At 59.7% G+C, this 11,010-nt stretch carries 15 protein-coding genes; 9 read left to right on the top strand and 6 right to left on the bottom strand.

Translation table 11 applies throughout. From position 1 onward, the window contains the following. The first annotated feature begins 3 nt into the window (after positions 1 to 3). Positions 4 to 354, top strand: a complete 351-nt coding sequence (locus DM807_RS14905; RefSeq protein WP_012271792.1) for a response regulator — start codon at positions 4 to 6, stop codon at positions 352 to 354. A 15-nt stretch (positions 355 to 369) separates the two neighbouring features. Here the strand turns inward: DM807_RS14905 and cobF are convergent, their stop codons facing one another. After that, positions 370 to 1,119, bottom strand: coding sequence for a precorrin-6A synthase (deacetylating) (cobF, locus tag DM807_RS14900; protein WP_179027499.1), 750 nt, complete (start codon positions 1,117 to 1,119; stop codon positions 370 to 372). A gap of 67 nt (positions 1,120 to 1,186) precedes the next feature. After that, complete coding sequence (locus DM807_RS14895) at positions 1,187 to 2,476, bottom strand: OprD family porin (RefSeq protein ID WP_041166466.1); 1,290 nt, start codon at positions 2,474 to 2,476, stop codon at positions 1,187 to 1,189. A 358-nt stretch (positions 2,477 to 2,834) separates the two neighbouring features. Here DM807_RS14895 and DM807_RS14890 point away from each other — a divergent pair, with 358 nt between their 5' ends. The 3 genes from DM807_RS14890 (at position 2,835) to DM807_RS14880 (ending at position 4,287) form a co-directional block, all read left to right on the top strand. Next, positions 2,835 to 3,194, top strand: coding sequence for a histone-like nucleoid-structuring protein, MvaT/MvaU family (locus tag DM807_RS14890; RefSeq protein ID WP_012271789.1), 360 nt, complete (start codon positions 2,835 to 2,837; stop codon positions 3,192 to 3,194). A gap of 225 nt (positions 3,195 to 3,419) precedes the next feature. Further along, positions 3,420 to 3,947, top strand: coding sequence for a lactoylglutathione lyase (gene gloA / locus DM807_RS14885; protein ID WP_012271788.1), 528 nt, complete (start codon positions 3,420 to 3,422; stop codon positions 3,945 to 3,947). A 97-nt stretch (positions 3,948 to 4,044) separates the two neighbouring features. Then, complete coding sequence (locus DM807_RS14880) at positions 4,045 to 4,287, top strand: hypothetical protein (protein WP_012271787.1); 243 nt, start codon at positions 4,045 to 4,047, stop codon at positions 4,285 to 4,287. A gap of 64 nt (positions 4,288 to 4,351) precedes the next feature. Here the strand turns inward: DM807_RS14880 and DM807_RS14875 are convergent, their stop codons facing one another. Further along, on the bottom strand, positions 4,352 to 5,173 hold the full coding sequence (locus DM807_RS14875) for a shikimate 5-dehydrogenase (protein ID WP_179027498.1): 822 nt from the start codon (positions 5,171 to 5,173) through the stop codon (positions 4,352 to 4,354). 161 nt (positions 5,174 to 5,334) lie between these two features. Between DM807_RS14875 and DM807_RS14870 the strand changes: the two genes are divergently transcribed. Then, a complete protein-coding gene (locus tag DM807_RS14870; protein WP_012271785.1) occupies positions 5,335 to 5,685 on the top strand; it encodes a hypothetical protein in 351 nt (116 codons plus the stop codon). A 94-nt stretch (positions 5,686 to 5,779) separates the two neighbouring features. Beyond that, complete coding sequence (locus DM807_RS14865; protein ID WP_012271784.1) at positions 5,780 to 5,962, top strand: hypothetical protein; 183 nt, start codon at positions 5,780 to 5,782, stop codon at positions 5,960 to 5,962. A gap of 77 nt (positions 5,963 to 6,039) precedes the next feature. Here DM807_RS14865 and DM807_RS14860 read toward each other — a convergent pair whose 3' ends face one another. Beyond that, a complete protein-coding gene (locus DM807_RS14860; RefSeq protein WP_012271783.1) occupies positions 6,040 to 6,354 on the bottom strand; it encodes a hypothetical protein in 315 nt (104 codons plus the stop codon). A gap of 164 nt (positions 6,355 to 6,518) precedes the next feature. Here DM807_RS14860 and DM807_RS14855 point away from each other — a divergent pair, with 164 nt between their 5' ends. Beyond that, the gene (locus tag DM807_RS14855) at positions 6,519 to 7,343 is read left to right on the top strand and encodes a S24 family peptidase (RefSeq protein WP_060493398.1); all 825 of its coding nucleotides are present in this window, start codon (positions 6,519 to 6,521) and stop codon (positions 7,341 to 7,343) included. Between the two features lie 38 nt (positions 7,344 to 7,381). On the opposite strand, the gene DM807_RS14850 is transcribed toward DM807_RS14855, so the two are convergent. After that, positions 7,382 to 7,705: a DUF1654 domain-containing protein gene (locus DM807_RS14850; RefSeq protein WP_060515716.1), complete on the bottom strand. Its 324-nt coding sequence runs from the start codon at positions 7,703 to 7,705 to the stop codon at positions 7,382 to 7,384. A 245-nt stretch (positions 7,706 to 7,950) separates the two neighbouring features. Here DM807_RS14850 and DM807_RS14845 point away from each other — a divergent pair, with 245 nt between their 5' ends. Both DM807_RS14845 and DM807_RS14840 read left to right on the top strand, forming a co-directional pair. Further along, entirely contained in the window at positions 7,951 to 8,625 is a 675-nt protein-coding gene (locus DM807_RS14845; RefSeq protein ID WP_012271780.1) for a polysaccharide lyase family 7 protein, read from the top strand. A 190-nt stretch (positions 8,626 to 8,815) separates the two neighbouring features. Continuing rightward, complete coding sequence (locus DM807_RS14840; protein ID WP_012271779.1) at positions 8,816 to 9,052, top strand: hypothetical protein; 237 nt, start codon at positions 8,816 to 8,818, stop codon at positions 9,050 to 9,052. Positions 9,053 to 9,441: 389 nt separating this feature from the next. On the opposite strand, the gene DM807_RS14835 is transcribed toward DM807_RS14840, so the two are convergent. Then, the coding region (locus DM807_RS14835) for an acetolactate synthase large subunit (RefSeq protein WP_179027497.1) at positions 9,442 to 11,010 on the bottom strand (1,569 nt) is incomplete at its 5' end.

The raw sequence follows: 11,010 nt of genomic DNA, 5'->3' as shown, positions 1-11,010 counted from the left end.
ACCATGCACCTTCTGGTAGTCGAAGACGACGACATCGTCCGTATGCTGATGGTCGAAGTGCTCGACGAACTGGGCTACAACGTCATCGAGGCAGAAGACGCCGCGGCCGCCCTGCGGGTACTCGAAGACCCGAACCAGGCGCTGGCACTGATGATGACCGATGTGGGCTTGCCGGACATGCGAGGCGAGTTACTGGCGGGGAAAGCACGCGAACTGCGGCCGCTGTTGCCCGTGCTGTTCGCCAGTGGCTATGCCGACAGCTTCAATGTGCCCGAAGGCATGCACCTGATCGGCAAGCCGTTCAGCATCGACCAGTTGCGGGACAAGGTGGTGGCTATTCTGGGTAACCCTTGATAGGGGTATCGCCAACTACAGCGCCCTGCGCAAGAGGTAGGTGTCCATGATCCACCCCTTGCGCAGCCGCTCCCGCTCACGCACTTGCAGTATTTGCGCCTTCACTGCCTGCAATGGCCCGGCAATCAGTACCTCGTCCTCCGTCCCCAGGTACGCGCCCCAATAGATCATCAACGCCGGGTCATCGAGCAGGGCGAACGCGCTTTGCCCGTCGAGCATCACCACAACATTGTCGATAGGCCCATGCCCGCCCAGTCGCCGCCCCGGCAGCACGGTCAGCGGCTCACCAATGCGGTTGAGCGGCACTTGGTGGCGCGCTGCCAGAGCCTGAACGCTGCTGATGCCAGGGACTACCTGCAGGCGCAGCGCCACGCCGCGCTCGCGGACCAGGTCGAGAATACGCAGGGTGCTGTCATACAGGGTCGGCTCGCCCCACAGCAAAAAGGCGCCAGTCTCCCCGTCGCCAATTTCCTGCTCGATCAGTTGGGCATACAGCGCAGCGCGCTGCCGGTGCCAGTCGTGCACCGCGCCCTGGTAGTCATCCGCCTGACCATCGCGCACAGGGTCGGCCACCTGCACCAGGCGGTAACCGCCCTCGGGACGGTAGCGTTGCAGAATTGCCTTGCGCAGTTGCACCAGGTCATCCTTGTCGCGGCCCTTGTCGAGCACGAAGAACACGCAAGCGCTACGCAGCGCGTCGACTGCCTCATAAGTGACCTGGCGCGGGTCACCCGCGCCGATGCCGATCAACAACAGGTCTTTCATTGCCCTGCCCTTTGCGGGAACCAGCAGCCATTGTCAGGCGGCCACCGGTATTTGGCAAAGCGACGGCTTAGAAGATCGAGAAGTTGTAGCTGACAATGACCCGTGTTTCATCCATGTCACGTGCCCACTTTTCATAGTTGCTGCGGTAAGTGGAATTACGCAGGCGCACGCTGACATCCTTGAAAGTGCCACTTTGCACTTGGTACTTGAACTCAGTGTCGCGTTCCCATTCCTTACCTTCGGCACTGCTGCCCGGCACCTTGATGGAGTCGCCATTGATATAACGGGTGAAGAAGGTCAGGCCAGGCACCCCCAGTGCCTTGAAGTCGTAGTCATAGCGCACTTGCCAGGAACGCTCCTGGGCGGCGGCGAAGTCGTTGACCTGGGCATAGTTGACCAGGTATGGGTTGCTGCCATCCAGATACGGCATGGCGCTGTCGCCATACATGCGCTGCCAGCCGGCACTCACCTTGTGGCCACCCAGGCTGTAGCCAAGCATGCCGCTGAACGCGCGGTGGTCGATTGCGCCGGCACGGGCATTGCCGATGTCATCGCTCTTGATCAGGCGCAGGTCGGCAGACAGGCTACCCACTGCCAGCGGCTGGCTGGCCACCAGGCCGAGGAAGTGCTGGCGATAGATGTTTTCCAGCTTGGCGACCTGGTACTGGGCGCTGATCCGCTCGTTGAAACGGTAATCGACACCGGCCAGGTCGAAGTGGTCGGCTTCGGTATCGCAGGCATAGCGCTTGTTCTTGCAGTGCACGCGAATGTCCTGGCGGTCGGTAGAGTCCCGAGCGGTATATTTGTCCAGCCGCGCCACGGTGAACTTCAGGTTGCGCAATTCTTCGGAGGTGAGCATGGCGCCGTGGAACATGGTCGGCAGCAGGCGGCCATCGTTGTACTTGAGCAACGGCACATCCGGCATCATCGAACCGTATTTGAGCACGGTGTTGGAAACCTTGACCTTGGCCGCCAGGCCCATCTTCGCGTACTGGTCGGCAGAGCCGCGCGGATCATGCCCGGAAGACGGCAGCAAACCACTGTTACTGTCGGCAGGGCTGGAATCCAGTTTGAAGCCGAACATGCCCAGCGCATCAACACCAAAGCCTACCGGCCCTTGCGTATAACCCGACTGCACATTGAGGATGAAGCCTTGTGCCCATTCTTCGCGCTTGGACGCGCCCTGGCTGGAACTGCTGTGGCCGTCCCGGAAATCCCGGTTGAAATAGACATTGCGTGCTTCGACCTTGGCACTACTGTCTTCAAGAAAACCGGCGGCCTGGGCGTTGACGCCGGCACACAACAGGAACAGGCCGGCAACACGACGCCCAGGGGCGTGAGGGAAAGGGGCAAACATGCGAGAGAACATCCAGAATGAAGACAAGTTAACAACCTGTGGCGCGCGTTGGCCACGGTACTGCGGGAGCCGAACAATAGCCGACCATCATCTGAAATGATCGCGCAAAGGCTCTGGAACGGGCCATTGGACCATGGTCTAAGCACCTTGAGGGGCAGCCGGAAAAAAGCCGTGAAATAGCGCACGCAAAACTAGGAAAGTTCCCGTATTACTTATAAAAAGTTAGCGGTTTACCCAGTACCCATGAATGACTACACTCGATATCAGCGAACAGCAAATCCCACCCGCGTGGCCGGCGTTTTACGCTTATTCAATGTTCGTCACGCCCTGCCACGACTGACGTACAGGAGTGATTACAGTGTCCAGACTTGCAGAGTTTCGTGCTGCCGAAAAAGCGCTCCAGGAACAGATGGCGCAACTGGAAGCGTTGAAAAAGGATGCCGGCCTCAAACGCGAAATCGAATTCGAGCAGAAACTAGTCGGCCTGATGAAAAGCTATGACAAGAGCCTGCGCGATATCATCGCCATCCTCGACCCCAAGGCAGTAGCCCGCGCTTCCAGCGCAGCGCCCAAGCAACAACGCCGCCCGCGCGTGGTAAAGGTGTACCAGAACCCACACACCGGCGAGCGAATCGAGACCAAAGGCGGCAACCACCGCGGCCTCAAGGCCTGGAAAGAACAGTACGGGGCCGCCACCGTGGAAAGCTGGGTACGCTGATGAAACGTCCACACCTGCTTCACACTTTTTTCACAAAGGCTGGCTCAGTATCGAGACAGCTAAAGGACTAGCGACCCCATCACGCGCCCGCACATGCGGGCCTCTAATTCCAGCGCCCTGCCTTGTGCAGGGCGCTTTCATTTGCGCAATCGGCGCACTGCCGTATCATGGCCAGCCTGTCTGTTTTGCCGGCGCCCTGCGCCCGGCCCCGTCTCAGGAGTTCCCATGAGCCTGCACGATCTGCAAACCCTGCCTGGCGTCACCGCGCAACCTGACGCCGCCACCGCCCAGTTCGTCTTCAACCACACCATGCTGCGGGTCAAGGACATCGAGAAGTCGCTGGACTTCTACACCCGCGTCCTGGGCTTCCGCCTGGTCGACAAGCGTGATTTCCCAGAAGCCGCGTTCAGCCTTTACTTCCTGGCCTTGGTCGATCCGGCGCAGATTCCCGCCGATGACACCGCACGCCACCAATGGATGAAGTCGATCCCTGGCGTGCTGGAGCTGACCCACAACCACGGCACCGAAAACGATGCCGAGTTTGCCTACCACAACGGCAACACCGACCCGCGCGGTTTTGGCCACATCTGCATTTCGGTGCCCGACGTACGCGCCGCTTGCGCGCGCTTCGAAGCACTGGATGTACCGTTCCAGAAACGCCTGCAGGATGGGCGTATGAACCACCTGGCGTTCGTCAAGGACCCGGACGGTTACTGGGTCGAAGTGATCCAGCCAACCGAACTCAAAGGGTAAGCGTTCGTCGCGGCTCGCTCGTCGGGCCGGGAACTCCCGGCCCCTTGCTGTGGTATATGAAGGTAACCGCTTCACATGCCACAGCGAGGTAAGGACGATGCAATCTCTTCACTGTGAATACCGCGAGCACACCATCACCGCCAGCGTGATGCCCCATCCTGACTCCCCCCTGCCCTATGCCGCCGGCTGCCTGATCACCACACCCGACGGGCACACCAGCAAGCGTCTGTCGATGCCGATGCAGTTTTTCTCCGACCTTGAAAATGCTCAGCATGTGTCGCTGGCCCATGGCCGGGCGTTGGTCGACCATCAGTTGGATGACGGGCACAAGGTGTTCTGACCCTGTCTTATCCTGTACTGGCCCTTTCGCGGCTAAAGCCGCGAAAGGGCCAGTACAGCAATAATCAGATATCCCGGGCGTACGCCACTGCCGCGTCTACCTGCGCCCGCGTCGGCCTTACCCCGGTGTACAGCACAAACTGCTCCAGCGCCTGCAGCGCAATGACCTCCAGCCCAGTGATCACCGGCTTGCCCAACGCTTGGGCCTGGCGGATCAGCGGCGTTTGCGCCGGCATCGCTACCACATCGAATACCCGCTCCGCTGCCGCAATGGCCTGCTCGGAAAACGCCAGCACATCTGCCTCTGGCCCGCCCGCCATACCGATCGGTGTCACGTTCACCAGCATTGGCGGGCAGATGTCGCCCAGCTGTGGCAACAAGCGGTAACCGCACACATCCGCCAGCTGCCGCCCGGCCTGCTCGTTGCGCGCAACGATGATGCCTTCGGCAAACCCGGCATCGCGCAGGGCACTGGCCACGGCCTTGGCCATCCCCCCACTGCCACGCAGGGCAAACGCGGTGCCTGGGTCGACCTGGTGCTGCGCCAGCAACTGACGCACAGCCAGGTAATCGGTGTTGTAAGCCTTCAAGTGGCCATTGCTGTTGACCAGGGTATTGACCGATTCAATGGCTTGCGCTGACGGGTCGATTTCATCGACCAAGGCCATGCAGGCCTCCTTGTATGGCATCGACACCCCACAGCCGCGAATACCCAGCGCGCGGATACCCGCCACCGCCGCCGGCAGGTCATCGGTGCGCATGGCCTTGTAGTAAAAGTCCAAACCCAGCTGCTGGTAGAGGTGGTTGTGAAAGCGCACGCCGAAGGTACCAGGGCGGCCGGCCAAGGAAATGCACAGCACGGTATCTCTGCTGGGAGTTGTCGACATAACCTGCTCCTTAGTCATAACTGAAACGTTTGTTCAGCGTAACAGAGGCAACCACTGGTCGTCCCTTACACAACCTTTACCGTTCCCCTGTGCTCAGCTGACGGAGACTGGAGTCATAGTAATAAGGCCCCAAGCGTGGGGTTTTCCTGCGAGGTTGTTTTATGAACCGTCACATTCCCGGAATCGCCCTGCTGGTCGGTGCCTTGGCCATCAGCGGGCCTGCTGCAGCCCACGGCGGTTATGGCCATGGCGGCGGTGGTTGGTATGGGCCAGGCCCCCTGCTAGGTGCTGCCGTGGTCGGTGCCGTGGTTGGGGCGACGGTTTATGGCGGGCGTGACCGCACCGTGTACGTCGAACGCCAGCCAGTCTATTACGCGCCTCCCCCGGTGTACGTGCAACCGCCACCACAGCCGGTGTACTACCAGCCGTACTACGCACCCGCGCCACCGCCCCCAGGCTACCGCCCTTATTACGGCCCGCCACCGGTGTACTACGGCCCGCCACGCTGGTAACGGTTGATAGAACTAATGACCACTATCGAGGAAGTTGATTTCAAAGCGTTCCGGCTGCTGCGTATGGTAGAGCCATGTTTCACAGGAGGTCCTCATGGCCACTATTCAGATCATGTCCGTTGTCGGTAGCGCCGTCCCCGTTTCACTGCGTGAACAGGGCCTGTTGGCATGCTGGTACCTGGTGCGTAACGGTGAGGCCGTGAGCGGCCCGATGCCGACGCTTGCCTCGGCCCAGGCCCTGGTTGAGCAGTTGCAACCCGGCACCCTGGTCGCCTGACCCGAATTTGTTGTGCGTTGCTCCCTACGCCCTTGTGCCCGCCAATCTGGCGGGCTTTTTTTTGCTTGGGCCACCCCTCAGGGATGAGGGCTGCGACCAGACTGGTTGGTCAGGGCCATGACCTTGCCTTGCAGCCGCCCCACGGTCATCACCAGTTCGTTTCGCTCCTTGGCGAGCTGATCAGCTTTAGCCTCTGCCTCTCTTCGGGCGTCCCGTTCGATGTCCAGCAGTTCTGTCAGGCGGTGGATGACCGCAATATCCGCACTGTCCATCGCGCGGTCGACCGCATCCCTGGACAACCACTTGCGCAGCCACAGAAATGCACCCAGCAAAACAGTACCCGTACCGCTCAGCCAAGTGACTGTGCCCGGGCCGAGGTCGGTCGGATCCATGTGCACCTCATTACAGATGATGATGTGATAAGCCTTGGAGAAAATTGCCTCGGTGGCTTTCCTTGTTCGCCCATTTAATTTAGCCTACAGCTAACATCGCCACAAGAGCCAATTTAGCCATGCGCATATTTAGCAGCCAGCTAAACACTGGCATGCTTCACCCCATGGATATTTACGAAATTCGCAAGCTCAACCTGATCAAGCTGATCGGTAGCCAGAGGAAAGGATCCTGCGCAGAGCGCTGGGGGATGGCGCCTGCCCATCTGAGCCAGATCCTTTCCGACAAGACCGCGAAGAACCTGGGTGATGACGTGGCCCGTCGCATCGAGGGCATCGAAGGTTTGCCACGGGGTTGGTTCGATGCGGTGACGCCAGGCGAGCACACGCAAGTTGGCGTCGAGGTGGCTGACAGCAAGCTTTCTGCAGCCGACCTGGTCAAGCAGATGCTGGCAAGAAGCGGTAAAGGTATCCCCGAAGAAACCCGGCAACGGTTGCTGGCCGCTGCGCAAGAGCCAGCAGATACCCCACTGGTGAAGGCTGAGCGGGTTCGCCCTGGCCTGGTCGGTGATGAAGTGTGGATTGCCCATTACGACGTGCGGGCAGCCATGGGTGGCGGCCAGATCCCCCACGATTACCCCGAGATGTTCAAGGACATTCGCGTCAGCCCCAGCCACCTGCGCGAACTGGGCGTAGCGTTCAGTGAGCACCACCACCTGAAAATGGTAACGGGCTGGGGCCAGTCGATGGAGCCAACCATCAAGCACCGCGACCCGCTGATCGTCGATGTCAGCATCCGCGAGTTCGTTGGCGATGGCATCTATTTCTTCTCCTGGGGCGACCACATCTACATCAAGCGGCTGCAAATCGCGGATGAGGAGCATTTCGAGATGATCTCCGACAACTCGCGACACAAAGACCGCATGATTCGCCAGGAAGAGATTTACATACAGGCCAGGGTGCTACTGGTGTGGAATGCCCACCTTGTGTAAAGCGAAGCCCGCCCTCCACGGCGGGCTTTTTCTGATGCTCAGAAAGGTGCCGCCTCCTCGACCTGCTGCTCGCTGTCCTGCTCAACCAAGAAATCGTCACGCTCTTCCACACTGCTGCGCTCCCAGCGCACTGTCACGCTCTCGTCATCGTTGAAGGTCAGGTCCAGTTCGGGTGTTTCCGACAGCAGGCCCATTACCTCCTCCCACTCCATGTCACCGTCAGTATCCAGGCGATGCACCACAACCCAGCGCTGAGTCTGCGCAAGCGGGTGGTTGATCATTGACGACACCCGCAGGCTAAGCCGCTCTATTCCGGTCATCTCCTGGCGCAGCTGGGGCTCTGACTTCATGTGCTTGGACATATTCCCATCCTGAAGGCTGTATGTTTGTACAGTATTAAAGGAAAGCTTATCTCACTGCCAAATCCAGCGTAAAGCCCCATTGCGGAAAAATTTCGCCCGCGGGTAATTATTCTTCAAGCGAAATTTATTTAGCCAAAAGCTATTGACTGATATTTAGCTTATGGCTAACTTTGGCGTCGGCAACCACTTCCCGGTCGCCAGATCACTCCACCATTCAACCCCAGCTTTTTCTAAGGAGCAGCCCCATGGCCGTAGACATCAGCAAGCTCACCATTGCCACCCCGATAGCGGTTTCCTCAACCAATCCGGTTGCCCTGGAAGTCAACGGCGCCGAAGCAATTGCCCGCTTCCCGAGCATCGTGAAGGTGCTCAGCGATGGTTCGATCCAGTTTTCAGCCCCCACCAAAGGGGCTTCGAGCAAAAGCACTCACAGGACCCGCTGCGAGTGGACAGAAACGGAAGACTGGACGCTGGCCAGCGCCCAGGATCACTGGAATCGCCAGACAATGACGCTGACCAAGGTAAACGCGGCGCAGAAGGTGGTCATCGCCCAGATGCACGTGCGTGGGGATGACAGCCCGCCGGTGAAAGTGTTCTGGAACAAGGGCAACATCACCCTGGGCTTTCGACGCACCTACAACCAGACAGACCCTGTGAACTCAACGGTTTTGAAGGGGGTGCCGCTAGGGGAGAAGTTCAACATCAGCATCCACACCACGGCTGACGGCGTGGTCAATGTGACAGCCAAATGCAATGGGGTATCCGGCACATCGGGCGATTTGCAGCTCGACAGTACCTGGGCTTCACGCCTGTTCGAGTTCCACGGTGGGGTCTACAACCAGGTCGACTACACCGCTGCAACGCCCGCCGACGAAGGCTCGATCTGCATCATCAGCGAGCTCTCGCTCATCCATCGCTGAGCGCCGAGCGCCGGCAAGACATTCCGATGCGCCTCCCCCATCACACGGGTTGCATCGGGATGCCAGCCATCCCTCAGTTCATGGCGGATAGCCGTGACACGCCACGCCATTGATTAGTCTCGATGAGTCATATTGTTGCCTTCCCGCTCTCAGACTAATAATTAGATATCTGCCTGGGGAGGCGCGTGACATGCAACCAAGATTCGTTATCGTTCCTGCTGTGCCAGTGGAAGGCGAGTCCTTCCGCATCGGCAACCGGTTCTACGCCGCGACCACTTCGGGCGGCTTCGACCTCTACGACAACCAGGAAAAACAACGGCTCAAGCACGGCTTTATAAACAAGTCACAAGCTGCGGCTGCGTGCGACCTGATGAACAGCGAATCACGCAATCCGCTAGAACTGTTCCCGATACTGCGTACAGATTGATACGCCTGCAGCCTGGAACATGGCCGCGCCGGTCGGCCATTCAGTCAGGGGCTCGCAAAACAGCCCCACGCGCCTCTGCGGGCCCAGTACTTCATTGTTTGCCGTTCGGCACCGTCATCAAGCTACCAACGATGAGTACGGCAGCAGGTCCGATGAGCCAACTGACGCTCGTTCCTGGGCTGACAACCGGCACGATAACAGTCACTGTGAACAGGGCCATGCCTGACCAGAACCGCCTCCGTGGTGTAAGCCACGCTCGAATCCTTTCCAGCCCTCTGCCCATTCTCGCTCTCCTTATCTGTGGGTGGCGAAGCATAACCTTGCCTTTGTTTGTCAGCCAGACGCTTCGCCACCACACTGAATCGGCGATCAGCCAGAACAAGACGGCTTCACACCGCCGCGCTGCGCTCGCGCAGATCAATGTTCAATATACGGTCGTTATCGCTGTAGTCGACCGGACAATCAATCACGTGCACCCCTGGGTTGGAGACACAGTGGTCAAGCAGCGGAATCAACGAGTCGGCACTTTCTACGCGATACCCATTGGCGCCATAAGCTTCGGCGTATTTGACGAAGTCCGGGTTGCCGTAGTCCAGGCCGAAATCGGTGAAGCCCATGTTGGCCTGCTTCCAGCGGATCATGCCGTAGCCGTCGTCACGCAGGATCACCACGGTGATGTGCATGCCCAGACGTACCGCGGTTTCCAGCTCCTGGCTGTTCATCATGAAGCCACCGTCGCCGCACACCGAGATCACCGGGCGATCCGGGTACACCAGGTGCGCCGCCATCGCCGATGGCAGGCCCGCGCCCATGGTCGCCAGGGCGTTATCGAGCAGCACGGTGTTGGGTTTGTGCGCCTTGTAGTTACGGGCGAACCAGATCTTGTAGATGCCGTTGTCCAGGGCAACGATGCCTTCCGACGGCAGTACACGACGGATGTCGGCCACCAGGCGCTGCGGGTAGACCGGGAAGCGGTTATCGTCGGCGCCTTCGGCGATCTGTGCTTCGTTGGCTTCACGAATGGCCATCAGGCGGGTGAAGTCCCAGTGCGACGTGTCGTTCAGCGCTTCGCCGATCTGCCACACGGCGTTGGCAATGTCGCCGATCACTTCAACCTGCGGGAAGTACACGGCATCGACTTCGGCGGCACGGAAGTTGATGTGGATGACCTCGGTGCCGCCGCGAACCATGAAGAACGGCGGCTTCTCGATCACGTCGTGGCCGATGTTGATGATCAGGTCGGCGGCTTCGATTGCACGGTGTACAAAATCACCGGCCGAAAGCGCAGCATTACCGAGGAAGCAGGGATGGCGCTCGTCGACCACACCTTTGCCCAATTGGGTTGTGATGAACGGGATTCGAGTCTCGTCGATCAGTTGCTTGAGGACCTTGGCGGTCATCTTGCGGTTGGCGCCTGCGCCGATCACCAAGATAGGGTTGCGGGCTCTGTGCAGCCTCTCAACCGCCGCTTCGATTGCCTTTTGCTCGGCTAACGGTCGACGGTGGAGGCTCTGAGGGATCGGTAACGCATCGGTCTGCTCGGCGGCGATGTCTTCCGGCAGCTCCAGGTGTACCGCCCCCGGCTTTTCTTCTTCGGCCAGGCGGAAGGCTTCGCGCATGCGCGACGGGATGTTGTCGGCCGAGGCGAACTGGTGGGTGTACTTGGTGATGGGGTCCATCATGCCGCACACGTCAATGATCTGGAAGCGGCCCTGCTTGGACTTCTTGATCGGCTTCTGCCCGGTGATCATCATCATCGGCATGCCGCCCAGGTAGGCATAGGCGCTGGCGGTGACCAGGTTGGTGGCGCCAGGGCCGAGGGTCGACAGGCTGACGCCGGTCTTGCCGGTCAGGCGGCCGTAGGTGGCAGCCATGAAACCTGCAGACTGCTCGTGACGGGTCAGTACCAGCTTGATCTTCGACTTGCGCAGGGATTCGAGCAGGTCGAGGTTTTCCTC

It is taken from the genome of Pseudomonas hunanensis, from assembly GCF_013393325.1.
GTDB classification, from domain to species: Bacteria; Pseudomonadota; Gammaproteobacteria; order Pseudomonadales; family Pseudomonadaceae; genus Aquipseudomonas; species Aquipseudomonas putida_P.
This window is presented reverse-complemented; position numbering and strand designations above follow the sequence as displayed.

Bases quoted from the DNA above. Each gene is read 5' to 3' on its own strand.
- DM807_RS14905 (WP_012271792.1), top strand. From the start codon at position 4: ATGCACCTTCTGGTAGTCGAAGACGACGACATCGTCCGTATGCTGATG.
- cobF (WP_179027499.1), bottom strand. From the start codon at position 1,119: ATGAAAGACCTGTTGTTGATCGGCATCGGCGCGGGTGACCCGCGCCAG.
- DM807_RS14895 (WP_041166466.1), bottom strand. From the start codon at position 2,476: ATGTTTGCCCCTTTCCCTCACGCCCCTGGGCGTCGTGTTGCCGGCCTG.
- gloA (WP_012271788.1), top strand. From the start codon at position 3,420: ATGAGCCTGCACGATCTGCAAACCCTGCCTGGCGTCACCGCGCAACCT.
- DM807_RS14880 (WP_012271787.1), top strand. From the start codon at position 4,045: ATGCAATCTCTTCACTGTGAATACCGCGAGCACACCATCACCGCCAGC.
- DM807_RS14875 (WP_179027498.1), bottom strand. From the start codon at position 5,173: ATGTCGACAACTCCCAGCAGAGATACCGTGCTGTGCATTTCCTTGGCC.
- DM807_RS14870 (WP_012271785.1), top strand. From the start codon at position 5,335: ATGAACCGTCACATTCCCGGAATCGCCCTGCTGGTCGGTGCCTTGGCC.
- DM807_RS14865 (WP_012271784.1), top strand. From the start codon at position 5,780: ATGGCCACTATTCAGATCATGTCCGTTGTCGGTAGCGCCGTCCCCGTT.
- DM807_RS14860 (WP_012271783.1), bottom strand. From the start codon at position 6,354: ATGGATCCGACCGACCTCGGCCCGGGCACAGTCACTTGGCTGAGCGGT.
- DM807_RS14855 (WP_060493398.1), top strand. From the start codon at position 6,519: ATGGATATTTACGAAATTCGCAAGCTCAACCTGATCAAGCTGATCGGT.
- DM807_RS14850 (WP_060515716.1), bottom strand. From the start codon at position 7,705: ATGTCCAAGCACATGAAGTCAGAGCCCCAGCTGCGCCAGGAGATGACC.
- DM807_RS14845 (WP_012271780.1), top strand. From the start codon at position 7,951: ATGGCCGTAGACATCAGCAAGCTCACCATTGCCACCCCGATAGCGGTT.
- DM807_RS14840 (WP_012271779.1), top strand. From the start codon at position 8,816: ATGCAACCAAGATTCGTTATCGTTCCTGCTGTGCCAGTGGAAGGCGAG.